The organism is Aeromicrobium choanae (genome assembly GCF_900167475.1).
GTDB lineage: Bacteria > Actinomycetota > Actinomycetes > Propionibacteriales > Nocardioidaceae > Aeromicrobium > Aeromicrobium choanae.
Genome location: NZ_LT796768.1, coordinates 3,354,878 through 3,378,933 on the forward strand (window position 1 = coordinate 3,354,878; position 24,056 = coordinate 3,378,933).

At 70.1% G+C, this 24,056-nt stretch carries 21 protein-coding genes; 2 read left to right on the forward strand and 19 right to left on the reverse strand.

Going from position 1 to position 24,056, the window contains the following annotated elements; all coding sequences use genetic code 11:
• Positions 1–14 precede the first annotated feature (14 nt).
• The 10 genes from dop to B5D60_RS16375 form a co-directional block, all read right to left on the reverse strand.
• Positions 15–1,520, reverse strand: coding sequence for a depupylase/deamidase Dop (dop, locus tag B5D60_RS16330; RefSeq protein WP_078701142.1), 1,506 nt, complete (start codon positions 1,518–1,520; stop codon positions 15–17).
• 245 nt (positions 1,521–1,765) lie between these two features.
• Positions 1,766–2,218 carry a GNAT family N-acetyltransferase gene (locus tag B5D60_RS16335; RefSeq protein ID WP_231948918.1) on the reverse strand — a complete coding sequence of 151 codons (453 nt, stop codon included), beginning with the start codon at positions 2,216–2,218 and terminating at the stop codon, positions 1,766–1,768.
• 14 nt (positions 2,219–2,232) lie between these two features.
• The gene (gene arc / locus B5D60_RS16340; protein WP_078701143.1) at positions 2,233–3,882 is read right to left on the reverse strand and encodes a proteasome ATPase; all 1,650 of its coding nucleotides are present in this window, start codon (positions 3,880–3,882) and stop codon (positions 2,233–2,235) included.
• Positions 3,883–3,974: 92 nt separating this feature from the next.
• Positions 3,975–4,856, reverse strand: coding sequence for a tRNA (adenine-N1)-methyltransferase (locus tag B5D60_RS16345; RefSeq protein ID WP_078701144.1), 882 nt, complete (start codon positions 4,854–4,856; stop codon positions 3,975–3,977).
• Positions 4,853–5,770: a M50 family metallopeptidase gene (locus tag B5D60_RS16350; protein WP_078701145.1), complete on the reverse strand. Its 918-nt coding sequence runs from the start codon at positions 5,768–5,770 to the stop codon at positions 4,853–4,855. The genes B5D60_RS16345 and B5D60_RS16350 overlap by 4 nt, the downstream gene beginning before the upstream one ends.
• A 64-nt stretch (positions 5,771–5,834) precedes the next feature.
• Complete coding sequence (locus B5D60_RS16355) at positions 5,835–6,539, reverse strand: HAD family hydrolase (RefSeq protein WP_231948919.1); 705 nt, start codon at positions 6,537–6,539, stop codon at positions 5,835–5,837.
• A gap of 173 nt (positions 6,540–6,712) precedes the next feature.
• On the reverse strand, positions 6,713–7,231 hold the full coding sequence (locus B5D60_RS16360) for a GNAT family N-acetyltransferase (RefSeq protein WP_078701146.1): 519 nt from the start codon (positions 7,229–7,231) through the stop codon (positions 6,713–6,715).
• A 61-nt stretch (positions 7,232–7,292) separates the two neighbouring features.
• Positions 7,293–8,648 (reverse strand): hypothetical protein, encoded by a 1,356-nt coding sequence (locus tag B5D60_RS16365; RefSeq protein ID WP_078701147.1) that lies wholly within the window; start codon positions 8,646–8,648, stop codon positions 7,293–7,295.
• A 342-nt stretch (positions 8,649–8,990) separates the two neighbouring features.
• Positions 8,991–9,725, reverse strand: coding sequence for an NUDIX hydrolase (locus B5D60_RS16370; protein WP_078701148.1), 735 nt, complete (start codon positions 9,723–9,725; stop codon positions 8,991–8,993).
• The gene (locus tag B5D60_RS16375) at positions 9,722–10,795 is read right to left on the reverse strand and encodes a nitronate monooxygenase (protein ID WP_078701505.1); all 1,074 of its coding nucleotides are present in this window, start codon (positions 10,793–10,795) and stop codon (positions 9,722–9,724) included. Before B5D60_RS16375 ends, B5D60_RS16370 begins: the two co-directional genes overlap by 4 nt.
• A 159-nt stretch (positions 10,796–10,954) precedes the next feature.
• On the opposite strand from B5D60_RS16375, the gene B5D60_RS16380 reads away from it, so the two are divergent.
• Both B5D60_RS16380 and B5D60_RS17310 read left to right on the forward strand, forming a co-directional pair.
• Entirely contained in the window at positions 10,955–11,845 is an 891-nt protein-coding gene (locus B5D60_RS16380; RefSeq protein WP_078701506.1) for a sulfite exporter TauE/SafE family protein, read from the forward strand.
• Positions 11,846–11,878: 33 nt separating this feature from the next.
• Positions 11,879–12,004, forward strand: coding sequence for a hypothetical protein (locus B5D60_RS17310; protein WP_269456865.1), 126 nt, complete (start codon positions 11,879–11,881; stop codon positions 12,002–12,004).
• Here the strand turns inward: B5D60_RS17310 and B5D60_RS16385 are convergent.
• Genes B5D60_RS16385 through B5D60_RS16425 form a run of 9 tightly spaced genes read right to left on the reverse strand, consistent with a single transcriptional unit; the run spans position 12,001 to position 24,037 of the window.
• Positions 12,001–14,508: an ABC transporter permease gene (locus B5D60_RS16385; protein WP_078701149.1), complete on the reverse strand. Its 2,508-nt coding sequence runs from the start codon at positions 14,506–14,508 to the stop codon at positions 12,001–12,003. The genes B5D60_RS17310 and B5D60_RS16385 overlap by 4 nt on opposite strands.
• 7 nt (positions 14,509–14,515) lie before the next feature.
• Positions 14,516–15,268: an ABC transporter ATP-binding protein gene (locus tag B5D60_RS16390; RefSeq protein ID WP_078701150.1), complete on the reverse strand. Its 753-nt coding sequence runs from the start codon at positions 15,266–15,268 to the stop codon at positions 14,516–14,518.
• 42 nt (positions 15,269–15,310) lie between these two features.
• Positions 15,311–16,156: a CPBP family intramembrane glutamic endopeptidase gene (locus B5D60_RS16395; RefSeq protein ID WP_078701151.1), complete on the reverse strand. Its 846-nt coding sequence runs from the start codon at positions 16,154–16,156 to the stop codon at positions 15,311–15,313.
• Positions 16,157–16,212: 56 nt separating this feature from the next.
• A complete protein-coding gene (gene cobF / locus B5D60_RS16400; RefSeq protein WP_078701152.1) occupies positions 16,213–16,989 on the reverse strand; it encodes a precorrin-6A synthase (deacetylating) in 777 nt (258 codons plus the stop codon).
• Complete coding sequence (cobN, locus tag B5D60_RS16405; RefSeq protein WP_078701153.1) at positions 16,986–20,585, reverse strand: cobaltochelatase subunit CobN; 3,600 nt, start codon at positions 20,583–20,585, stop codon at positions 16,986–16,988. Before cobN ends, cobF begins: the two co-directional genes overlap by 4 nt.
• Entirely contained in the window at positions 20,582–21,235 is a 654-nt protein-coding gene (locus B5D60_RS16410; protein ID WP_078701154.1) for a (2Fe-2S) ferredoxin domain-containing protein, read from the reverse strand. The genes cobN and B5D60_RS16410 overlap by 4 nt, the downstream gene beginning before the upstream one ends.
• Positions 21,232–21,993 (reverse strand): ABC transporter ATP-binding protein, encoded by a 762-nt coding sequence (locus B5D60_RS16415; protein WP_078701155.1) that lies wholly within the window; start codon positions 21,991–21,993, stop codon positions 21,232–21,234. The genes B5D60_RS16410 and B5D60_RS16415 overlap by 4 nt, the downstream gene beginning before the upstream one ends.
• A complete protein-coding gene (locus tag B5D60_RS16420; protein ID WP_078701156.1) occupies positions 21,990–23,012 on the reverse strand; it encodes a FecCD family ABC transporter permease in 1,023 nt (340 codons plus the stop codon). The genes B5D60_RS16415 and B5D60_RS16420 overlap by 4 nt, the downstream gene beginning before the upstream one ends.
• Complete coding sequence (locus B5D60_RS16425) at positions 23,009–24,037, reverse strand: ABC transporter substrate-binding protein (RefSeq protein ID WP_231948920.1); 1,029 nt, start codon at positions 24,035–24,037, stop codon at positions 23,009–23,011. Before B5D60_RS16425 ends, B5D60_RS16420 begins: the two co-directional genes overlap by 4 nt.
• Positions 24,038–24,056 lie beyond the last annotated feature (19 nt).

Genomic DNA, 24,056 nt, shown 5'->3' on the forward strand with positions numbered 1-24,056 from the left:
CTCCACCCTATCCACTAGCGGCCCGTGATGGCCCTGAAGAGCTCTGCGGCGGACTCGACGCGTGCGAAGAGTCCGTCGACGTGTTCGGCGGTGCCCTTGAGGGGCTCCATCGTCGGCACCCGCTGCAGCGAGTCGTGCCCGGGCAGGTCGAAGATCACCGAGTCCCACGACGCGGCGGCGATGTCGGACGAGAAGCGCTGCAGGCAGCGGCCGCGGAAGTACGCGCGCGTGTCGTGCGGCGGCTCGGTGACGGCCTCCTCGATCGTGGCGTCGTCGAGGAGGCGATCCATGCGTCCACCGGCCACGAGCCGGTGGTAGAGCCCTCGCTCGGGGCGCACGTCGTGGTACTGCAGGTCGATCAGGTGTAGCTTCGCGTGGTCCCACTCGAGACCGTCGCGCTCGCGGTACTGCTCCAGCAGCGCCAGCTTCGCCACCCAGTCGAGCTCGCGGACGAGGTTCATCGGGTCGTCTGCGAGGCGGGTCAGGACCGACTCCCACCGCTCGAGGACATCGAGGGTCTGGGGGTCGTCGTCGCCCTGGCTCTCCACGAACTTCTTGGCGTGCTCGAGGTAGTGCCCCTGCAGGTCGAGGCCGGTGATGGTGCGACCGTCGGCCAGCTTCACGGCCGTGCGGAGCGTGGGGTCGTAGGAGATCTGGTGCAGGGCGCGCACCGGATCGGCCAGCTCGAGGGGCTCGGGCAGCGCGTCGGCCTCGATCATCGCCAGCACGAGCGACGCGGTGCCGTGCTTGAGGTAGATGGAGGTCTCCGAAAGGTTCGCGTCGCCGATGATCACGTGCAGGCGCCGGTACTTCTTCGGGTCGGCGTGCGGCTCGTCGCGGGTGTTGATGATCGGCCGCTTCAGCGTGGTCTCGAGGCCGACCTCGACCTCGAAGTAGTCCGAGCGCTGGCTGATCTGGAAGGCGTGGACGCTGCCGTCCTGGTGCTGACCGACCCGGCCCGCACCCGTGATGATCTGGCGGCCGACGAAGAAGGGCGTCAACTGGCGCACGATCGACAGGAACGGGACGTCGCGGCGCATGAGGTAGTTCTCGTGCGAGCCGTAGGCGGCGCCCTTGTTGTCGACGTTGTTCTTGTAGAGCATGATCGGCGCCACGCCGGGCACCCGGGCCGCCAGCTGGGCGCCCCGCAGCATGACCAGCTCGCCGGCCTTCTCCCAGCGCACGACATCGAGCGGGCTGGTGACCTCGGGGCTGGAGTACTCGGGGTGCGCGTGGTCGACGTAGAGCCGCGCCCCGTTCGTGAGGATGATGTTGGCCAGGCCCATGTCCTCGTCGGTGAGCTGGGACGGGTCGGCGACGTCGCGGCCGAGGTCGAAGCCGCGCGCGTCGCGCAGCGGGCTCTCCTCCTCGTAGTCCCAGCGGGCCCGGCGCGTGAGCCCGTTGGCCGCGGCGTAGGAGTTGACGACGTGGGTGGCCGCCACCATGGGGTTGGCCAGGGGCTGTCCCTGCACGGCGATGCCGTACTCGACCTCGGACCCTTGCACTCGTCGGACGCTCACGCCTTCACCCTACGCGGCACGGCCCGGTCATCGAGGCGTCTGCGAGCGCGGCGGGCACGGCGGACACGGCCGGCCGGCGGCCCCCACCTCCACTTTTGTGACGCCGTTCGGTCGCTCAGGCCGGCCGAGACCGACTCGCGTCACAAAAAGTGGGGTGGGACGCGGCGAATGGGTGCCCATACGTCACGGCAGGGGCCGTTCGGCGGGCGATCCGGAAGCGTGCACTTCCATGGTCACCCTCCGAGTCAAAGGACTCGGCCGAGGTGGACCGAGTCGTCGTACTCCGCGTAGAAGCCGAACGCCGGAACGTCCACGTAGCCGGCCGAGCGGTACAGCGCGATGGCCTCGGGCTGCTCGGTGCCGGTCTCCAGGACGAGGCGCATGATGCCCTGGCGGGCGGCGCTGCGCTCCAGCTCGTCCAGCACCTGGCGCGACAGGCCCTGCCCGCGGTGGGAGTCGAGCACGAACATGCGCTTGATCTCGCCGTCGGTGTCGCCGTTCGGGCCACCGCGGCGCCAGCCGCCCATCGCGACGGGGATCTCGTCGACGTAGCCGATGAAGAAGATCCCGTTGGGATGGTCGAACTCCTCAGGGGCCATCGGCGAGGAGTCGCCCACCTCGCTGGCGTATCGCCGGACGTACTCGGCCTGGACCAGCTCGGTCAGCTTCACGGCGTCCGGGTGGTCGTAGCGGACCACGCGCAATTCGAGTGTCAGAGGTACTGTCCCGTGTTCGCGACCGTGTCGATCGATCGACCCGGCTCGTTGCCGCCCTTGCCCGTGATGAGCGTGCGGATGAAGACGATCCGCTCGCCCTTCTTGCCCGAGATCCGCGCCCAGTCGTCGGGGTTGGTCGTGTTGGGCAGGTCCTCGTTCTCCTTGAACTCATCGACGCACGCCTGGAGCATGTGCTGGACCCGCAGGCCCTTGCTCTGGTGGTCGAGGAAGTCCTTGATCGCCATCTTCTTCGCACGATCGACGATGTTCTGGATCATCGCGCCGGAGTTGAAGTCCTTGAAGTACAGGACCTCCTTGTCGCCACCGGCGTACGTGACCTCGAGGAACTGGTTCTCCTCGCTCTCCGTGTACATCCGCTCGACCGTGCGCTGGATCATGCCGTGGATGCAGGCCGTGCGGTCGCCGCCCCACTCGCGCAGGTCGTCCTCGTGCAGCGGCAGCGTGGTGGTGAGGTACTTGCTGAAGATGTCGCGGGCGGCCTCGGCATCGGGGCGCTCGATCTTGATCTTCACGTCGAGGCGGCCGGGACGCAGGATCGCCGGGTCGATCATGTCCTCGCGGTTCGAGGCACCGATGACCAGCACGTTCTCGAGCCCCTCGACGCCGTCGATCTCGCTGAGCAGCTGCGGCACGATCGTGTTCTCGACGTCGGAGGAGACGCCCGAGCCGCGGGTGCGGAAGAGGGAGTCCATCTCGTCGAAGAAGACGATGACCGGGGTGCCCTCGCTGGCCTTCTCGCGCGCCCGCTGGAACACGAGGCGGATGTGCCGCTCGGTCTCGCCGACGTACTTGTTCAGCAGCTCGGGGCCCTTGATGTTGAGGAAGTAGGAGCGTCCCTCCTCCCCCGTGCGCTCGCTGACCTTCTTGGCCAGGCTCGCGGCAACCGCCTTGGCGATCATCGTCTTGCCGCAGCCGGGAGGGCCGTAGAGCAGGATGCCCTTCGGCGGCTTGAGCTCGTGCTCGACGAAGACCTCGGGATACAGGTAGGGCAGCTCGACGGCGTCCTTGATGATCTCGACCTGGTTGCCCAGCCCGCCGATGCTCGTGTAGTCGATGTCCGGGACCTCCTCGAGGACCAGCTCCTCGACCTCGGACTTCGGGATGCGCTCGTAGACGTAGCCGGCGCGGCTGTCGAGCAGCAGCGAGTCGCCCGCACGCAGGCGCTGACCCGCGAGGACATCGGCCAGGCGCACGACCTTCTCCTCGTCGGCGTTGCCCAGGACGAGGGCGCGCTCGCCGTCGGCCATGAGCTCCTTGAGCATCACGACCTCGCCGACCTGCTCGAACTCCAGCGCGGCGACCACGTTCATGGCCTCGTTGAGGATGACCTCCTGGCCCTTGCGCAGGCCGGCCTTGTCGACCGCGGGGCTCACGTTGACCCGCAGCTTGCGGCCTCCGGTCATCACGTCGACCGAGTCGTCGTCGTTCAGCTTGAGGAACGTGCCGAACCCCGTGGGCGGCTGCGCGAGGCGGTCGACCTCCTCCTTGAGCGCCACGATCTGGTCGCGGGCCTCACGCAGTGTGGACGTGAGGCGCTCGTTCTGAGCGGCCGTGCTGGCCAGGCGCGCCTCGACGTCCGCGAGGCGGACCTCGGCGTACCTGTCGGTGTACTCGCTACCGGTCATGTGACACCTCCTGGAGGGGTTGCTATGACCCTACCCGGCGACGACGTCCTCACCAGTCCATCTCGGAACGAACGTGTTGCGATCTCGTTGCGTCAGTCCAGGTCGGCCGGCCGCGGGCCCACGTAGTCGGGTCCGTAGGCGCCGGGAGCGGGCCGTCGCGTCTTCGGCATCGGGCGCTGTCCGGGCGCGAGGCGCCGCGCGGTGACGAGGAAGGCGGTGTGCCCGTTCATCTTGTGGTTGGGCCGGACCGCGAGGCCCTCGAGGTGCCAGTCGCGCACGAGCGTCTCCCACGCGTGCGGCTCGGTGAACCCCGCCGACTCGCGCAGCGACTCGACGAAGCGCGACAGCTGTGTGGTGGTGGCGACGTAGCCGCAGACGATGCCGCCGGGCACCAGCCGCTCGAGCGCGAGCGGGATGCAGGTCCACGGGTCGACCATGTCGAGGATGATGCGGTCGACCTCGGGTCCGTCGGCGGCGTCGCGCAGGTCGCCGACGGTGAGGGTCCACGTGTCGGGCACGCCGTGGAGGGCCTGCTCCACGTTGGTCCGGGCCTTCTCGGCGAAGTCCTCGCGCAGCTCGTGCGACTCGAGGTGTCCCTCGGGTCCGATGGCGCGCAGCAGGTAGGAGGTCAGGCTGCCCGAGCCGGCGCCGGCCTCGATGACGCGCGCGCCGGGGAAGATGTCGGCCTGGACGAGGATCTGCGCCGCGTCCTTGGGGTAGATGATCGCGGCACCGCGCGGCATCGAGACGACGTACTCGAACAGCAGCGGACGAAACACCTGGTAGGGGAACTCCAACGACGTCTCCACGACGATGCCCTCGGGGCGGCCGATGATGTCGTCGTGGCGGACCTGCCCCTTCTTGGTGCTGAACTCCTTGCCGGCGACGAGCTGGATGTTGTGTTTGCGGCCCTTGGGATCGGAGAGACGGATCCATTCACCCTCGACGAAGGGGCCGGTGCGTTGGTGGTTCATCCGGCTTCACGATAGGCGCGGTCCACCGAGGACGCGAAGAGGGTTCCCACCACGGTCCCCCGGCCGTCCACCAGCGCATAGGCGTTGGAGGGGTTCTCGGCCATCGCGACCAGCAGGTCGCGGCCCTTGAGGTCGACCGAGATCGGCACGGCGTCGTTCGGCGGGGTCTCGGGCCGCATCAGCTGCTCGGCCCTGAGGGCGCCGATCCGCGCCAGCGCGACGCCCTGGCGCAAGGCGTAGGAGGCGCCCTGCCAGAGGAAGAGCGCGACGGCCAGCAGCAGCAGAGCGCGACCGATCGCGAAGGTGTCCTCACCGAACAGCATCGAGACCGCGATGGCCATGAGGGCGAGGGCGGCGGCGCGGCCGATCCAGCCGGCGACGCGAACGCCCTTGGCCTCGCTGCCCGTGGTGGCCCAGATCAGGGCGCGCAGCACGCGCCCGCCGTCGAGCGGCAGGCCCGGGAGCATGTTGAAGGCCGCGATCAGCAGGTTGATGAAGCCGACGGACCAGAGCACCGAGTACGTGGCGCCGGAGGTCACCTGCGCTCCCCACAGCGCGGCGAGGCCGATGACGAAGGAGGTCACCGGGCCGACGATCGAGGTGACGAGCTCCTGCCACGGGTGGCGCGAGTCGCCCTCGATGCGGGTCTCGCCGCCGAGCAGATGCAGCTCCACCGAGGAGACGCTCATGCCGAACCACAGGGCCGCTGCGAGGTGCGCGAGTTCGTGCAGGAGCACTGACACGTAGAGGCTCAGGACGAAGACGACGGCGGTCAGGTAGGGGTTCGGTCCCGCGCCGAGGGACTCGAACTGCGGCGCGAAGACGATCACCAGGATGACGCCCATCACCAGCAAGGAGGGGCGCACGATGATGTCCGCGCCCGCGATGCGCGCGATGCGCCAACCGCCACTCATGGGTACAACCTACTGGCGGCGTGCCGGGCAGCCGTTCTTTCGTCCGCTCTCGCGGACGTCGTGTTCACTCCGGTCCGCGGTCGGCGAGCCGGGCGAGGTCGGCGACGCTGAGGTGGGTGAGGCTGGTGACGATCGTGCGGCGTGGCGCCTCGGGCACGTTCACGGCGTGCGGCACGGCCACGACGTGGCACCCGGCAGCGTTCGCGGACGCGGCGCCGGTGCGCGAGTCCTCGATCGCGACGCAGTCTGCCGCCTCGACGCCGAGCAGTCGCGCTGCCTTCAGGTAGGGCTCGGGGTGGGGCTTGCCGTGGGTGACGCTGTCCCCCGTGACGACGGCGTCGAACCCGAGGGCGTCCACGACCGGCTCGGCGATGTAGGCGTAGGACATCGTCACGAGCGCCTGCGGAACGCCGGCCTCGCGCAAAGCCGTGATCAGCTCGACGGCACCGGGCCGCCAGTCCTGCTTCTCCCGCAGGCCGGCCGCGACCCGACCGCCGAGCCAGTCGACGATCTCGTCAGGCTCCATGTCGGACCCGATGCGCCGCTTGATGTAGACGGCCGCCTCCCGGAGGTCGCTGCCCACGAGCGTGAGCGCGTCCTCCTCGGTCCAGACGGCGTCGTGCTGCGCGGCGAGTTCGTACTCGCCGTTGATCCACAGCGGCTCGGTGTCGACGATCGTGCCGTCCATGTCCCACAGGACCGCTGCGGGGAGCCGGATCTCACCGTCCGCCAGCGGCTTTGCTGACGCTGGCGTTGGGTCGGTACTCACGGACGTCCCACGGATCTCGCGAAGATCGGGTTTCGGCATGCTGACCATTCTTCCAGCGGCACACCCAGCGGCACAGTTCAGATGTCACCTGTCCGTGCAGCAGACCCGGGAGCTTCACCACGACGTCCGTGGACGGTGGCCACGGCCGAGTTCGACCGTGGCCACAGTCGGGTTCACATCGCGGCGACTGCCGGCTCTCGACTGGTCAGTGCCACCAGGTCGTTCCCGTCGATGCGGTAGGTCTCCCACACGTCCATCTGGTCGCCGCCGTGACTCACGAGGGCGCTGCGCAGGGGGTTGCTGCTGATCACCTGACCCTCCACTCGGGTGTAGCCCTGATCAACGGCGAGTCGTGCGAGTTCGGACATCAGGATCAGACCCGTGCCATGGCCCCTGTCCTCGGGGTCCACGTAGAAGTCCTCGACGTGGATGCCCGGGGCGGCGTCCCACGTCGAGTACGTGCGGTACCACAGCACCATCCCGGTGACGCGCCCGTCCCGCTCGGCCACGTGGGCCCTCAGGGTGGGATCGGTTCCGAAGAGCTGGATGCGAAGGATGGGCCAGGTCATCCGACAGGATTGACCTTCGCCGTGGAAATCGGCCAAGGCCTGGATCATCTCGGCCAGTTTGGGCACGTCGGTTACCAGGGCCGGACGGACGTGGGTGGACTGGGAGCGGGGGTAGTTCCTCATGGGGTGTCCTTTTCACGGGGACGGAGCACTTGACTCCGTGCTGTGTCTCAGGACATTGCCATCAAAAGTCTGATGAGCCATAGGCGCTGTGCAGTAGTTGGACTCGCAGGACGAAACGTTCGGAGTCCTCGTCTCGCGTGGGCACACAGATCGTCGTGGCGACGGACGCATCGAGACCCAGGGCAGTCTGCGCCTCGTCGTCGATCAGCAGCTTCGCCTGCTCAGCCTCGTCGGGCTTGAACATGGCGACAAAGACCCATGCCGAGAGTCGTCCCCATCGCACGTTGGGGAACATCATCTCCAGGCGCCGGGCGACGACGAACATGGTCTCGTCCTCACGGGCTTGAGTGTCTGCTGGGAGAACGTCCACACGGACTGCGGCGTCACCGCTCGTGGTGGCAGCGCGCAGGAGGTCCATGGTCTCGCGCTGATTGAGGGTCTGAGTGGCTGGGTCGTGGCCGGCGAGGCTTCCGGAGATCGACGGGAACGATGACTGGCTCACGCTGGACCGCACAGGCCGCAGCATCACGACCCAATCGCTTCGACCTGTCCGCGAGGTGGGATCGACCTTGTGAATGTGGGCGGATGTGCGCATTCGCCCACCCAGAAGGTCGAGGTCGATCGGTTGGCCATCCTCGAACGGAAGGGGACGACCGAGAATCTGCGCCGCGGTGAGGTCGCGTTGTGGCCGCTGTCCCATCAGTTCGATGAGGCGATCGGCTGTTCCGTTCCAGTCCTTCAGCCGGCCCAGGTGGTCGAACACGAACAAGAAGACGCCGATGGAGTTGAGCAGACTGTCCGCGCGGGCTCTCGAGTTGCTCCAATCGTCGGGGTGGCGCGCCACCCAGACTGCGAAGAGGGCGGCCAGGACGACCACGAACTGGGTCTGCTCGCTGGCTGCGACCTCCATCGCGATGATCGCGATCACCAGGACCTGGGACGTGAGGACGAAGATCCGAACGCGACGTTGAGGGTGACGTTGACGGACGTTCAACGTCAGAATCACGCTCAGCAGCAGGGCGAAGCAGTAGGCCGCGTGGGCGATGAACGGCGCGGTCCGACGGAACTCGGCCGAGGAAAGCTCCGGGTGCACCACCAAGCGGACGAACACGATCACCATCGGCTCGACGAAGAACACGATCGTCACCAGGGTGGGTATCGACCATCGACCCGACACGAGGCGCTGGGCGGCCACGAAGGCAGCGGCTGCGGCAGAGGCGGCGGCCGCGAGAATGCAGGCGTTCGCGCTGGAGTTGGAGCCGGGCTCGGCGTAGTTCCACGCAGCGCCGACCGACCAGAGAGCGGCTGCAATGCACAGGATCGCGATCGGCCGCGCGGCCGCGGAGGCGCGCACCGACAGAAGGCAGCAGGCAGCGACCAGAGCGATGGAGGCTGCAGCCAGATTGGCTCCGATCACCCCGTCATTGTGTCAGGCGGAGCAATGTTCAAACGATGGAACGACGCACGCAGCACGCCGGGCTCCTTGCAAAATGCCCACAGGACGAGATGACGGCCGGGGTGCGAGCCGTCAGGACAGTCGTCGTAGAACACCTTTTGCGGATCGCGACCACGCCGGCGAGTTGGGGCAGGAGCGTCGGGCAGATTGACGCCGATATCTCAGTACTCACCACGCCACTTTCCTTGCGCGTCTGAACGTCACCAGCGAGTACCGGAACGCTTTGAGCCGCGGCCGGGGTGTTGTTGCTGGTCGATGATCCGCGCGGATGCACGACGACCAGGCGTGTCACCCAGCGAGTGCTCAGCGCCAGGCGAACGTCGGCTGCTCGAGATCGTCCACCCGGGTCGGGTCCCCCTCGAGTCCCAGCCGACGGAACTGGAGCAGGACGGCCGCGGTCGGCGCATGGACGCGGTCGGTGTCCCCCAACGGGATCTGGACCACCGGTCGATCGCTCTCCGGGATGTCCAGGAACCGCGGGGAGTCGCTCCGCATCAGCTGGTGGAGGCCGACCCGGTAGACCGCGAGAACCTCGTCGGGCGACGGCCGCAGGTCGAGCGGTCCCCCGCCCCACACCACGACCGGGGTGATCACATAGCCCGATCGCGTCGGGTAGTCGTCCAGCAGTCCGAGCACGTCGTCGCGACTCAGCCTGACGCCGAGCTCTTCGTCCGTCTCCCGGAGCGCCGCCTCGACGGCGTCCTCCCCCTCGTCGATCCGACCGCCGGGCAGCGCCCACTGACCCGAGTGCGTGCGCAGACGGCCGGACCGCCGACTCAGGAGGAAGGCCGCACCGCCGGAGACGTCGCCCATGCGCCCGTCGAGCTCATGAGCACCCGGGGCCACGTCGTCGGCAGCGTCCCGGGGAGGATCGACTCGGCTCTCGCCCGCCTCGGAGTCGACGAGGACGACGGCCACCGCCGCGTGGCGGCGGCCCTCCAGGTCGGCCGCCCGGCGCTCGTGTCCTGCGAGGTGGCCGGCGATCCGTTGACGGAGCGCCGAGTCGTAGTGCACAGGCGTCGGAAGAGTGATGCTCATGGCCCCATTCTCTCGCCAGCAGACAGGAGGGCTCCGAGAACCTCCGCCACCGGTGCGCTCGTGGCATGACGCCACTGCTCCCCCGCCCAGAGATTGAGTGCCGATGAGTCGTTCGCCGCGACGGCTGCGGCACGGAGCGGCCGGGTGAGATGGTGCAGGGCCGGATACCCGCTGGGGGCCGCCTTGTCGTGGTCGAGCACGAAGCGGTTCACCAGGGCTCTCGCCGGTCGGCCGGTGAACGCGCGAGTGTGGGTGGTCGAGGTGTACTGCGGGTCGGCGAGCGCGTTCTTGTGGAGGTCGGAGGCGCCGCTCTCGGGGGTGCGGAGCACCGCGGTGCCCACCGTGACGGCGGACGCTCCCGCTGCCAGTGCGAGCTCGACGTCGCGCGACGAGGCGATGCCGCCGGCGGCCACGAGCGGGAGCGACACCGCGCCGGCCACCTCCTCGACCAGCTGGGGCAACGGGACGTCTGCGGGCGAGGCGTCAGCGTCCCAGACGCCCGAGTGCCCGCCCGCGGCGAAGCCCTGGACCAGGACAGCATCGACGCCGGCCGCCTCCGCACGTCGCGCCTCCTGTGACGAGGTCACGGTCTGCACGAGGACCGACCCGGCGCGGCGGAGGGCCTCGAGCACGGCCGCCGACGGGAGGCCGAACGTGAAGCTCACCACCGGGACCGGCTCGGCGACCAGCGCGGCGATCTTCGCGTCCCACGCGTCGTCGTCCTCGCGCAGCGCCACGGGTGCGGCCTCGTGGTGGAGTCGCGCCGCGGTGGGCGCCAAGGAGCGCGCGTAGACCTCGTTGGCCTCTGCCGTGATCGGGTGAACGTTCGGCACGAAGAGGTTGACGCCGAACAGCTCCGTGCCGGCGGCGCGCACCTCGCGCACCTCGCGCGTCATCGCCTCGGCGCTCGTGTACCCCGCGGCCAGCTGGGCGAAGTGGCCCGCACGGGCTGCGGCGATGACGAGGCGGGGTGTCGACGGTCCGCCCGCCATCGGCGCGACCCAGACCGGCTTGCTCCGGTCGAGCGGCGCGGGCAGGGGGCGGCTCGAGGTGGGCGCTGGGGACTGCATCTCGTTCCTCTCGTCGGAGCGGTGCTCATCCGCGAAGGAGGGCGTCTCCAACGTAACCGTCCCGGAACCACGTCCACGTTCCGGACACCCGCCGCCATGGCCTCAAACTCTCGTAACCTACTCGTGTTTGACCACAACGGACGTCGAAGGCGGGTGGGCATGGGAATCGTCGTGGCGTTTGCGCTGGCAGGCGGACTGGCCCAGCTCGTCGACGGCACCCTCGGCATGGGCTTCGGCGTCACCTCGGCCACCGTGCTGCTGTTCATGGGCGTCGCGCCCGTCACGGCGAGCGCCGCCACCCATGCGGCGAAGCTGCCCACGACGCTGATCAGCGGGCTCGCGCACTGGCGCGAGGGCAACGTCGACAGGGCCGTCCTGGTCCGCGTCGCGCTGCCTGGCGCGGTCGGCGGCTTCCTGGGCGCCGTCGTGCTCACGAACATCAGCCTCGCCTCGGCGAAGGGCTGGATGTCAGGCTTGCTGGTCTTCTTCGGCCTGGTGATCTTCGCCCGCTTCGGGCTCGGGGTCCGGCTGATCCCGACACCCAGGAACGGCAACACCGCGCGCTGGCTCTCGCCGATCGGACTGCTCGGCGGCTTCGTCGACGCCACCGGGGGCGGCGGCTGGGGCCCGGTCGTCACGCCCAGCCTGATGACCGTCACCCGTCACGAACCGCGCAAGGTCGTGGGAACCGTGAATGCCGCCGAGTTCCTGGTCGCCGTCTCCGTCTCGTTCGGATTCCTCACCGGCGCCGCGCAGCACGGGATCCCGTGGTTGCCCGTGGTCGGTCTCGCGCTCGGCGGCGTCATCATGGCCCCGATCGCGGCTCGACTGGCCGGGCGGCTCCCACACGCACCGATGGGCACGATGGTCGGCGGCCTCGTGATCCTGGTCAACGGCGTCACGATCTTCGACGCGCTGGGCGGCCTGCCGAGCTGGCTCGATGCCGTGTTGATCCTGCTCGCGGTCGGCGTGACCGGCACCGTCGCCGCCAGGGCCTGGCGCCGCGAGAGGGACGAACGCAGAGCCGCGGTGCTGGTCCAGGCTTCCTGAGCGCCGCTCACCCGTCGCGCTCGTGCCCCCAGGGTGAGACTGCTGCGATCGTGGCCCTACCTGCTCGGCGTCGGCCGCATCCTGCTCGGCAACCACGCGCGACCGGGGTGGACCGTCGTGGCCGCGATCGGCGACGCCACCACCGCAGACGAGCGCTAGTTGCTGGCGATCGCGTCCAGGACCTCCGTCCTGGTCGAGCGCCGTGCCGGCAGAAGGGCCGCGAGCACCCCGAGGACGATTCCGGCCACCAGGATCGTGATGAGCTCGATCCACGGGATGCTGGGGGTGATGGTCGCCTCGCTGAGCCGGTTGAAGGACAGCACGAGCAGGAGCGACACCATCAGGCCGGTCAACAGGCCGCCCAGCGTGCCGAGCAGCGAGATCACGATCGACTCGAGGGTGATCATCCTGCGCACTCGCTGGTCGGTCATGCCGATGATGCGCAGCAGCCCGAGCTCACGACGGCGCTCCAGGATGGACAGCGACATCGTGTTGATGATGCCGATCAGCGCGATCAGGACGCTCATGAGCAGCAGCCCGGTCACCGCCTCGATCAGGAAGTCGAAGACCGTCCCGATGAGCTTGCCGACCGCGTTGCCTTCCTGCGCGGTGATGTCCGGTCGCTCGTCGGCGAGGTCCTGGATCGCCCGCTGGGTGCTGCCCTGCGCACCCGACGCCACGTCCACGAACGCCACCGTCGGTGCGGCGTCGCCGACCAGGGAGGCGAACGTCTTCTCGTCGACGATGCTGCCGGTCTGGCCGGTGTCCTGCGACGGCGAGAGCGTCGCCACCACCCGCAGATCCTGATCCGCCCCCTGAGCAACCTTCACCGTCACCGTGCTGCCGATGTTGGGCGCCGTGCCGTCGCCCAGGTCGAGCACGGCGATGGTCCCGTCGGCCAGGTCGTCGAGGCTGCCCTTCTCGACGTTGATGCTGGCGATCTTGGTCATCTCGTCGACGTCACCGGAGGAGATCGTGGAGGCTGCCCCGTCCAACGTGGCCGCCACACGCTTGAAGGCGACGACCTCGTTGACGTCCTCGACGGCGCTCAGCTTGGCCACGAACGCGTCGTCGATGGTGCCGCCCTGGCTGACCACCAGGTAGTCCGCGGACTGGACGTCGTTGACCTGTTGGACGGCGAAGTCGCGGATGCTGGATCCCGCCACCGCCACCAGGGTGACCAGGAAGACACCGATCAGCAGCGCGTTGGCCGTGGTCGCCGTCCGCTTCGGGCTGCGCACGGAGTTGTCGACGGCCAGCCGCCCCTCGATGCCGAACCGCTCGATCAACGGACGCGCCGCTCGGGCCCCCAGCCGGGCAAGGTAGGGCGCGCCCACGAACACCGCGGCCACGAACGCGACGGCACCGGTGCCGATGACTCCGATGCGGGAGCCGACGAGCAGCCCGGCCAGCCCCGCGATCCCCAGCGCCAGGGCTATGACGGCCCGACGACGGCCCAGCGATGCGGACTCGGTGGCCGCCTCCCGCATCGCCTCGATCGGCTCCGTTCGTCCGGCACGTCGCGCGGGGACCATCACCGAGAGCACGGTGATGATCGTGCCGAGCAGCACACCGGTGATGAGGTTCGACGCGCTGAAGGAGATCCCGCCGGGCAGGCTGTTGCCCGTGAGCTCGAGGACGCCTTGCAGCGCCAGCGTCAGGAGGTATCCGGCCACGACGCCGAGGATCGAGCCAAGGACACCGAGGACGAGGCCCTCCATCCGCAGCGACCGCTTGAGCTGTCGTGGAGTGGCACCGATCGCGGCCAGCACGGCGAGCTCGCGAAGCCGCTGGGCCACGATGACGCTGAAGGTGTTGTAGATGACGAACCCACCGACAAGCAGGGCGAGGATGGCGAAGGCCTGCAGGGCGGTCTTCAACGTCTGCGCAAACGATCCGTTGGCCTCACGCTGGTCCTCGCGGAACTCGTCACCGGTCTGGACGTCGAACCCGTCCGGCACCACCTGGCCAGTCCCGGCGACGAGGTCGTCGGCAGATCCGCTCCCCGTCAGGTAGTAGGACTCGAAGGCCTGCCTGCCCGCGTTCAGCCAGTCGAAGGCATCGGCCTCGCTGATCGAGACGGTGCCCCCGCTGTCGAGGGAGTCGGAGTCGCCGAACGCGGTGATCGCGACCAGCTCCACCTGCTGCTTGCCGGCCAGGGTCAGCAGGGTGAGCTGGTCGCCCACCTTCAGTCGCTCGTTGTCGGCGAGCCCTTGGTCGACGGCGATCTCGCCGGATGCATCGGGCGCATCGCCGTCGACGACCCTGAGCGGGTCGAGGTCCTTGTCGGAGATCCACAGCCGCCCGGTGGCCGAGCTGGCGAACGGCTTGCCCTCGTCGTCCAGGAAGGCGACCGGCGCGGTGAGGATGCCCGCCCCTCCCTCGACACCGGGGAGTTTCAGGATCTGGTCGACCGTGGACTGCGGGAGCTTGAGCTGCTCGGGCTGCGCACCGGTGTTCTCCACCGTCGCGGGGTCGTCCGGGACCACCGCGACGTCGACGTTGCCGTACTGGTCGTCGATGTTGCCCTCGAGCGAGTCGATCACACCGTCGGAGATGACGCAGACGGCGGTGTAGAAGCCGACTCCCGCGATGATGGCCACGAGCGTCGCGAGGTACCGCCCGAGGTTGTGGCGGACGCTGCTGAGGACGAGATTGAACACGGTGCGATCAGCCCTCGAACTGCTTCATCCGGTCGAGGACCCGATCCGACGTGGGAGCGTCCATCGAGTCGACGATCTGGCCGTCAGCCAGGAAGAGCACGCGGTTGGCGTACGCCGCGGCGTGCGGGTCGTGGGTGACCATCACGATCGTCTGGCCGGTCTCGTCGACCGCGCGACGCATGAACGTCAGGATCTCGATTCCCGTCCGGGAGTCGAGGGCCCCGGTCGGCTCGTCGGCGAAGATGATGTCAGGCCTCGGTACCAGGGCCCGAGCCACCGCGACGCGTTGCTGCTGGCCACCGGAGAGCTGGCTGGGCAGGTTGCCGAGGCGCTCGGTGAGCCCGACGGTCTGCACGATCTCGTCGAACCACGCGTCGTCCGCGTCGGCACCCGCGAGCGTCAGCGGGAGCAGGATGTTCTCGCGCGCGGTCAGCGACGGGATCAGGTTGTACTGCTGGAAGATGAAGCCCAGCCGGTCACGACGCAGCAGCGTCAGCTGGTTCTTGTTGAGCTTGGAGATGTCGGTGTCCCCGATGTAGGCCGCGCCCGCGGTCAGACGGTCCAGTCCGGCGACGCACTGCATGAGCGTGCTCTTGCCCGACCCGGACGGACCCATGATCGCGGTGAACTCGTGCTCGGGGAAGTCCACGGTGACCCCAGCGAGGGCGTGAACGGCGGCATCGCCCTCCCCGTACGTCTTGCGGGCTTCGACGGCACGGGCCGCAGCGGCGCGCGTGGTCGCCTGGGGTGAGGTGGTCATCGGGTTCCTCGTCTCATCCTGATCGGGTCGGCTGCTGGAAGTTCATGGGAGCTCGGAGCTCGCCGCCCGGCTGGAGCCGCGAACGAGGAAGACAGAGACGAAGCCGAACACGATCAGCAGGACGGTGACGACCGTGGCGACAGCCGTGGCACCGTCGGCGGATCCCGTGACCGCCTCATCGAGCCCACCCGTGGCCAGGAAGGTCGTCGGGTCGGTGAGGCCGTGCAGGACGATGGCCGTCCAGATCGTGCCCGTGAGGCGCATGGACAGATACATGAGCATGCCGAAGGCGAACGTGTAGACGACGGTGGCACCGACGACGCTCGCGGCCATCCCGGAGAAGATGTTCGCCGTGTGCATCAGGGCGAACAGCAGCGAGGAGACACCAGCGACGAAGCGCTCGGTGCGGCCGGCGTCTCGCAGCATCTTGACGGCCAGACCGCGCGTGACGAGCTCCTCGGCGAGTCCCACGCAGATACCGACCACGACCATCGCCGCCAGCTGCTCACCCGACCAGTAGTCCCAGTCGGTGCCGGCGACGTGGGCGGCGACGGCAGCCAGGACGAGCACCGGCGCGATCCACATCCACCGACGGCCGGGGACGCGCTGGCGGCCGAAGATCTCCGACAGCCAGCCGACCTTCGCGATGAACGCCAGGAGCGCGAGCGCGCCGATCGCGATGGGGAGCGCGACGCCGAGGAGGATGCTGGATGCGCTGGAGAGGATGTCGTCCTCGTCGATCTGGTCCGCGAAGACGCGCTGGGTGATCTGGCCGACGAGCAGGTAGAAGACGAGGTACCCGCCCACGACCGCGAAGGCCTTCCAGGTGGCCGGTCGATCCCAGAAGCCGCGTGGGTCCGCTGACGTCGCGGGCGTGTGGTCGGTCACGATCGTGCTCCTGGTGGTGAGGGCGGTGGGGCGGGGAGGTCCGGCTTCGAACGAGGCTAGGGCACGACGATGTGGCTCGCGCGGCGCAAGAGATAGGTGTCCATCACCCAGCCACGCGCGGCCCGGGCCTCCTCGCGGCGAGTCGAGATCTCGTCGGCGACCTCGTCGAGCTGCCCGGCGACCAGCTGCTCGTCGGGTGAGCCGAGGTTGGCGCCCCACCAGATCCGCCAGGCCGATGGGTCGGACAGGCGGCGGCAGGTGAGCGAGCCGTCGAGCATGACGACGAGGTTGTCGCCCGTGCGGGCGTCGTCCAGCAGGCGACGGCCCGTCGTGATCGTGATCGGCCCGCCGATCGTGTTGAGCACGAGCCCGTGCCGTGCGGCGAGCAGCTGGACGCTGCTCAGGCCCGGGACCACCTCGACCGCCACGTCCACGTTCCCGCGCTCGACGATGCGGTCGGCCAGGCGAATCGCCGAGTCGTACAGCGCGGGGTCCCCCCACACGAGGATCGCGGCGTCACCGGGGTGCTCCTGCAGCGCCTGCTCGAAGGCGACGGCCCGCGCCTCGTGCCAGTCGCGCACGGCGGCGCCGTAGTCGGCCGGGTCGGCACGGTCGCGCTCCGGATCGGGGACGTGGACGATGCGCCACTCCCCCGTCACGTGCCGGTCGCAGATCGCCTCGCGCATCGCGATGAGGTCGGCCGTGCCCGGATGCTGCGCCGTCTTGTCCGCGACGAGGAAGTAGTCGACCTCGTTCAACACGCGTGCTGCCTGGGCCGTGAGGAGCTCCGGATCCCCCGGGCCGAGGCCGACGAGGGCGAGTCGCCGCGTCACGCGTCGTCCTCGAGGTCGCCCTCGACCTCGAGGTACACGCGCGCCATCTCGGCCATGACCTCCGGATCGGGCTCGGCCCACAGGCCACGGTCGGCCGCCTCGTTGAGCCGCTCGACGATGCCGCGCAGCGCCCACGGGTTCGACCGGCGCATGAACTCCTGGTTCGTCTCGTCCAGGACGTACTCCTTCGCCAGCGACTCGTACATCCAGTCGTGGACGACGCCGGCCGTCGCGTCGAAGCCGAAGAGGTAGTCGACGGTGGCGGCCAGCTCGAAGGCGCCCTTGTACCCGTGGCGCTGCATCGCCGAGATCCAGCGCGGGTTCACGACGCGCGACCGAAAGACCCGGTTCGTCTCCTCCTGCAGGGAGCGCGTGCGGACGGCGTCGGGCGTGGTCGAGTCGCCGACGTACGCCTTCGGCTCGGTGCCGGTCAGCGCGCGGACCGTGGCGATCATGCCGCCGTGGTACTGGAAGTAGTCGTCCGAGTCGGCGATGTCGTGCTCGCGGGAGTCGATATTCTTCGCCGCGACCGCGATCCTGCGGTAGCTCGTCCGCATGTCGTCGCTGGCCGCCACGCCGTCGAGCCCGCGGCCATAGGCGAAGCCGCCCCACGCGGTGTAGACCTCGGCAAGGTCGGCGTCGTCGCGCCACGAGCCGGACTCGACCACCTGGAGGATGCCGGCGCCGTAGGAGCCCGGCTTCGAGCCGAAGATGCGTGTCGTCGCGCGACGCTCGTCGCCGTGCTCGGCGAGGTCCTGCCGGGTGTGGGCCCGCACGAAGTTGAGCTCGTCGGGCTCGTCCAGGCTGGCCACCAGCTGGACCGCGTCGTCGAGGATCTCGATGACGTGCGGGAACGCGTCGCGGAAGAAGCCCGAGATGCGGATGGTGACGTCGATGCGCGGACGGCCGAGCTCCTCGAGACCGATGACCTCGAGCCCGTTGACCCGACGCGACGCCGGGTCCCACGTCGGCCGCACGCCCATCAGTGCGAGCACCTCGGCGATGTCGTCACCCGACGTGCGCATCGCGGACGTGCCCCAGACCGAGAGGCCCACCGAGCGCGGGTGCTCGCCGGTGTCCTCGAGGTGCCGGGTGACGAGCGACTCGGCCATCGCCTGCCCGGTGTCCCAGGCCAGTCGCGAGGGGACGGCGCGCGGGTCGACGGTGTAGAAGTTCCGCCCCGTCGGCAGGACGTTCACGAGGCCACGCAGCGGCGAGCCGGACGGCCCGGCCTGGACGAAGCCGCCGTCGAGCGCGTGCAGGATGTTCGTCAGCTCGTCGGTCGTGGCCGCGAGGCGCGGGACGACCTGCTCGGCCGCGAACCGCAGGACGTCGCGGACCACCGGGTCGTCGTGGAGCGTGTCGATCGCCTGCAGGTCCCAGTCCGCCTTCTCCATCGCCTCGACGAGGCCACGGGCCTGCGCCTCGACGGCGTCGACCTCGGCCATCGGGGCCTCGTCGGCGAGCCCGAGCGCGGCACGCAGCCCTGGAAGGGCACGGTTCTGCCCGCCCCACACCTGCGTGGCGCGCAGCACCGCGAGCACGAGGTTCACGCGCGCCTCCCCCGCCGGCGCCTGGCCCAGGACGTGCAGGCCGTCGCGGATCTGGACGTCCTTGATCTCGCACAGCCAGCCGTCGACGTGCAGCAGGAAGTCGTCGAACTCCTCGTCGCCGGGCCGTTCCTCGAGGCCGAGGTCGCGGTGCATCTGGGCGGACTGCATGAGGGTCCAGATCTGCTGGCGGATCGCGGGCAGCTTGGGCGGGTCCATGGCGGCGACGTTGGCGTACTCGTCGAGCAGCTGCTCCAGCTTCGCGATGTCGCCGTAGCCCTCCGCCCGCGCCATCGGCGGGACGAGGTGGTCGACGATCGTGGCGTGGGCCCGACGCTTGGCCTGAGCCCCCTCCCCCGGGTCGTTGACGAGGAACGGGTAGATCAGCGGCATGCTGCCGATCGCGGCATCGGTGGCGCACGCGGCCGACAGTGCCGCGTTCTTGCCCGGCAGCCACTCCATCGAGCCGTGCTTGCCCAGGTGGACGACCGCGTCGGCGCCGAAGCCCTGCTCGAGCCACCGGTAGGCCGCGAGGTAGTGGTGCGACGGCGGCATGTCCGGGTCGTGGTAGATCGCGACCGGGTTCTCGCCGAAGCCACGCGGCGGCTGGATCAGGATCACGACGTTGCCCGCCCGCAGGGTCGCCAGGACGATGTCCCCGGCGTCGTCGACGAACAGCGAGCCGGGCGCCTCGCCCCACGTCTCCACCATCTCCTCACGCAGTGCGGCAGGCAGGTGTGCGGTCCAGCGGAGGTAGTCGTCGCGGCTGATCCGCACGTGCGACTCGCTCAGCTGGGCCTGGGTCAGCCACTCCTCGTCCTGGCCACCGGCCTCGATCAGCGCGTGGATCAGGGCGTTGCCCGACGTGGTGTCCGGCTCCTCCCCCTCGACGGGCGGCAGCGGGTCGAGGCCGGGGATGGCGCCGGGCGAACCGAGGTCGTAGCCCGCGTCGCGCAGCTGGCGCAGCAGCCGGATGGCCGACACGGGCGTGTCGAGCCCCACGGCGTTGCCGATGCGGCTGTGCTTGGTCGGGTAGGCCGACAGCACGAGGGCGACCTTGCGCTCGGCCGGCGGCACGTGGCGCAGGCGTGCGTGGTTCACGGCGATGCCGGCGACGCGGGCGCACCGCTCGGCGTCGGTGACGTAGCGGGGCAGGCCGTCTGCGTCGACCTCCTTGAACGAGAACGGCACCGTGATGAGGCGGCCGTCGAACTCGGGGATCGCGATCTGGGTGGCGGAGTCGAGCGGGGTCACGCCGTCGTCGGACGCCTCCCACTCCGCGCGGCTGGAGGTCAGGGCGAGCGCCTGGAGGACGGGCACGTCCAGCGCCCGCAGCCGCTCGACGTCCCAGGACTCGTCGTCGCCGCCGGCGCTCACGGCCGCCGGCTTCGAGCCGCCCGCCGCGAGAACCGTGACGACGATCGCGTCGAGCGTGCCCAGCTCGGCGAACAGCTCGTCGGCCGCCGCCCGCAGCGACGAGACGTAGATCGGCACGCCGCAGGCCCGGCCGGTCGCGTCGATGGCGTCGGCCAGCTCGTGGGCGAAGGCGTTGTTGCCGCTGACCTCGTGGGCCCGGTAGTACAGGACACCGACCCGCGGCAGGTCGCTCGGCTCGGGCTGGCGGCCCACCCCCCACTCGGGCAGCAGGGCCGGCGGCTCGAAGCCCTCGCCGGTCAGGAGAACGGTGTCCGAAAGGAAGGCGTGCAGCTGGCGAAGGTTCTCGGTGCCGCCCTCCGCGAGGTAGCGATGGGCCTCGGCACAGATGCCGATCGGCACCGTCGACAGCTCCATCAGCGCGGCGTTGGGCGTGCGCTCGCCGCCGAGAACGACGAGCGGACGGCCGGCCTCCCGCACGAGCGCCGCGAGGTCGCGGACGTCCTCGGGAGAGCCCAGCACGCGCAGCACGACGAGGTCGGCCTCGCCGGTGAGCTCGTCCCGTCGCTCGTCCGTCACCCGGACGGGGTTGGCCCAGGTGTAGTCGGCGCCGCTGGCGCGGGCCGAGAGCAGGTCGGTGTCCGAGGTGGACATGAGGGCGATGCGGGTCATGAGGCTCCTTCGGTGGAGGTGGTCGGGGAGACGATGCGCAGGTCGTCGACGGGTCGACCCAGGGCGAGGTGCTCGCGGACGAGGCGGCCGGCGTCCTCCGGCCGGACGGGTCCATACCAGGCACCCTCGGGGTGGACGACCGCAACGGGGCCGTGGTTGCAGGGGAACAGGCAGCCGGTCTGCGCCATGAGGACGTCGGCGTCGGTCAGCCGCTGCTCGACCAGCGCCAGGACGAGCGCCCGGTAGGTCTCGTCGGAGCCGCGGGCGCTGCAGCGCGGTCCCCGGCACAGCAGCAGGTGGTGGCGGTGCGGGGGCGGCGTCTCCCATGCGGGCGATGACAGCCGTGCCTCCCGGCCGCTGATGACGCGATCGCCGAAGCGGATCGTGGGCGGGTCGACCTGCTCCCGGTGCCAGTGACCGGCCACCCGGCCGACCCATGAGCGCGCGAACGTCGGGTCGTCGGTGGTGACCGGCTCGAGGAGCAGGTCGCGGACGCCTTCCGCGTGCAGCTCGTCGAGCACCCGGACGAGGGTCGGGTCGGCGCCCTGCAGGAAGGCGATCCGCGCACCGGCCTCGGCAGCTGCTCGGCGCAGGACGGTCTGGCGCGCGGCATCGGACAGCGCGGTCGCGACATGGACGAGGAGGGTCATGGCTGCCACACCACCGTGAGCGCGCCGGTGATGCGATGGCGCTCGACGAAGGCCTTCACGCCGTAGACGTCGGCGACGAGCTCTTCGGTGATCACCTGGACGGGGGTCCCGGCGGCCACGACCCGGCCTTCGGCGAGGACGACGATCTCGTCGCAGTACGCCGCCGCGAGGTTGAGGTCGTGCAGCGCCGCCACGGCCGTGACCGCCGCGTCGCGGACGAGCCGCAGCACCTCCAGCTGGTGCCGGACGTCGAGGTGGTTGGTCGGCTCGTCGAGCAGGAGGACCTCGGGGTCCTGGGCCAGTGCGCGAGCGATCTGCACACGCTGTCGCTCGCCGCCGGACAGCGTGGCGTAGGGCTGCTCGAGCCGGTCCAGGACGCCGGTCGCGGCGGCGGCGCGGCGGATGGCCTCGACGTCCCGCTCGCCCACGGGCTGCCAGGAACGGCGGTGCGGGATGCGGCCGAGCTCGATGACGTCACGGACCAGCGGGTCGGTGTCGGTGGCGGACTCCTGCTCGACCACGCCGACCCGCTGGGCGATCTCGCGGCGGCGCAGGGACGCGAGGTCGTCGTCGCCGAGGCGGACGACACCGGTCGTGGGCGCGCGCAGGCCCGCGAGGAGCCGGAGCAGGCTGGACTTCCCCGAGCCGTTCGGACCGAGCAGGCCGACCATCGAGCCGGGTGCCGCCGTGATGCTGACACCGTCGACGATCAGCCGGTCGCGCACCGACCACGAGACGGTGCGAGCGGTGAGGTTCATGCGCGGACACCCTTCCGCCGGAGCAGGATGAGCGCGAACGCGGGAACGCCGAGCAGGGCCGTGGCGACACCGACCGGCAGCTCCTGCGGCGCGATTACGGTGCGCGCCGCGGTGTCGACCCAGACGAGGAAGACGGCCCCGAGGATCGCGGCGAGCGGCAGCATGCGCCGGTGGTTCACGCCCACCATGGCGCGCGCCACGTGGGGCAGCACGAGCCCGACGAACCCGATCGCCCCCGACGTGCTGACGATGACCGCGGTGGTCAGGGCCGTCACGACCAGCAGCACCAGCCGCGCTCGGGCCACGTCGATGCCGAGCGTGGCCGCGCTGTCCTGCCCGAAGGCGAACGCGTCGAGCGTGGAGGCGAGCAGGAGGCACGCGATCACGGCCCCGACCACCGTCACCCCGACCACCACGACGTCGGTCCAGGAGGCGCTGCCCAGCGACCCGAGCAGCCAGAAGAGCACGCCGCGCGTCTGCTCCGCGTCGGCGGAGGTGAAGACGATGAACGACGTCAGCGCCGAGAACAGCTGCGTGGCCGCGACCCCGGCGAGGACGACGCGGTCGGTGGTCCCGCCGGCCGCAGCGGCGAGGACGAGCACGAGCAGGAACGCCCCGATGGCGCCGACGAACGCTCCGGCGGCCAACCCCACCGCGCCGGCGCCCACTCCCAGCACGACGATCGACACCGCACCGGTCGAGGCGCCGGAGGACACGCCCAGCACGAAGGGATCGGCCAGCGGGTTCCGCAGCAGGGACTGCAGGATCACGCCGCACACGGCGAGCCCGGCACCGCAGGCCGCCGCGAGCAGCGTGCGCGGCAGCCGCAGGTCCCAGACGATGCCCTCCTGGATCCGGCTCAGCCCGGACTCGCCCCCGGCCAGTCGCGACCAGGCCAGGGACACGACCGACCGCGGACCCACGTCGGAGGGGCCGATCGTGACCGCAACGCAGGCCGAGGCCACCAACAGGGCCAGCCCCGCGGAGGCCAGCAGCCAGGCGCGCCGGGTCGTCGTCACCGTGAGAGACCGAAGGCGGCCAGTGCGTCGGCGACCTGCTCCAGTCCTTCGACGGTGCGGATCGAGGGGTTGAGGGCAGCGCCGGTGAGGGCGACGTAGCGGCGGTTCCTCACGGCCGTCATCTCCCGGGTGACCGGGTTGGTCTCGAGGAACTCGATCTTCGCCTTCGCGGTCTCCGCGGTCTGGCTCTTGCGGGTCAGGTCGCCGATCACGAGGACGTCGGGGTCGCGGTCCGCGACCGTCTCCCAGCCGATCTGCGGCCACTCGGACTTCGTGTCGTCGAAGACGTTCTTCAGGCCCAGGGCCCGCGTGATGATGCCGGGGCCCCCGCAGCAGCCGGCCATGTAGGGCGCCTCGCTGTTGGCGAACCAGTAGAGGACACTCACCTCGTCCTCCGGCGCCTTCGCCGCGGCCGCGGCGACACGGTCCTGCAGGCCGGCGACGAGCTCGTCACCCTGCTCCTCGACGTCGAGGAGCGCGGCGAGCTCGGTGATCTCGCGGTAGATCGTGTCGATCTCCAGGATCCCCGTGCGCGCACCGTCGCCGTCGCCCTGGTTGTCCTTGCCCTCGCACTCGGCGGGCGACAGGTACGTCGGGACACCGAACTTGCCGAAGGCGTCCGCCGAGCCGACGCCGCCCTGGCCGAGCACGCTCGCGAACGAGGCGGTCACGAGGTCCGGCTCGGTCTCGAGGACCCGCTCCATCGAGGGCGCGCTGTCCGCCAGCCGCTCGACCTTCGCGTTGTCGCCCTCGAGTCCCTTCATCACGGGATCGGTCCAGGTGGAGGTGCCGGCCATGCGGTCGGCCAGCCCGAGGGACAGGAGGATCTCGGTCGATCCCTGGTTGAGCGACACGATGCGCTTCGGAGGGGCCGTGACGGCGGTGGTGCGACCGCAGTTCTCCACCTCACGGGGGTACCCCGCGGCGGTCTCGGCATCGGACGAGGCGTCGCTGCTCGAGCAGGCACTCAGCGCGAGCGCGGCGCCGGCGAGCAGGACGAGGGGACGACGGACGGGAGTACGCACAGGCGCGATCCTTCGAGGT

What these genes read in the sequence shown, in the direction of transcription:
- arc (WP_078701143.1), bottom strand. Translation starts at nt 3,882, where the DNA reads ATGACCGGTAGCGAGTACACCGACAGGTACGCCGAGGTCCGCCTCGCG.
- B5D60_RS16345 (WP_078701144.1), bottom strand. Translation starts at nt 4,856, where the DNA reads ATGAACCACCAACGCACCGGCCCCTTCGTCGAGGGTGAATGGATCCGT.
- B5D60_RS16350 (WP_078701145.1), bottom strand. Translation starts at nt 5,770, where the DNA reads ATGAGTGGCGGTTGGCGCATCGCGCGCATCGCGGGCGCGGACATCATC.
- B5D60_RS16360 (WP_078701146.1), bottom strand. Translation starts at nt 7,231, where the DNA reads ATGAGGAACTACCCCCGCTCCCAGTCCACCCACGTCCGTCCGGCCCTG.
- B5D60_RS16370 (WP_078701148.1), bottom strand. Translation starts at nt 9,725, where the DNA reads ATGAGCATCACTCTTCCGACGCCTGTGCACTACGACTCGGCGCTCCGT.
- B5D60_RS16375 (WP_078701505.1), bottom strand. Translation starts at nt 10,795, where the DNA reads ATGCAGTCCCCAGCGCCCACCTCGAGCCGCCCCCTGCCCGCGCCGCTC.
- B5D60_RS16380 (WP_078701506.1), top strand. Translation starts at nt 10,955, where the DNA reads ATGGGAATCGTCGTGGCGTTTGCGCTGGCAGGCGGACTGGCCCAGCTC.
- B5D60_RS16390 (WP_078701150.1), bottom strand. Translation starts at nt 15,268, where the DNA reads ATGACCACCTCACCCCAGGCGACCACGCGCGCCGCTGCGGCCCGTGCC.
- cobN (WP_078701153.1), bottom strand. Translation starts at nt 20,585, where the DNA reads ATGACCCGCATCGCCCTCATGTCCACCTCGGACACCGACCTGCTCTCG.
- B5D60_RS16410 (WP_078701154.1), bottom strand. Translation starts at nt 21,235, where the DNA reads ATGACCCTCCTCGTCCATGTCGCGACCGCGCTGTCCGATGCCGCGCGC.
- B5D60_RS16415 (WP_078701155.1), bottom strand. Translation starts at nt 21,993, where the DNA reads ATGAACCTCACCGCTCGCACCGTCTCGTGGTCGGTGCGCGACCGGCTG.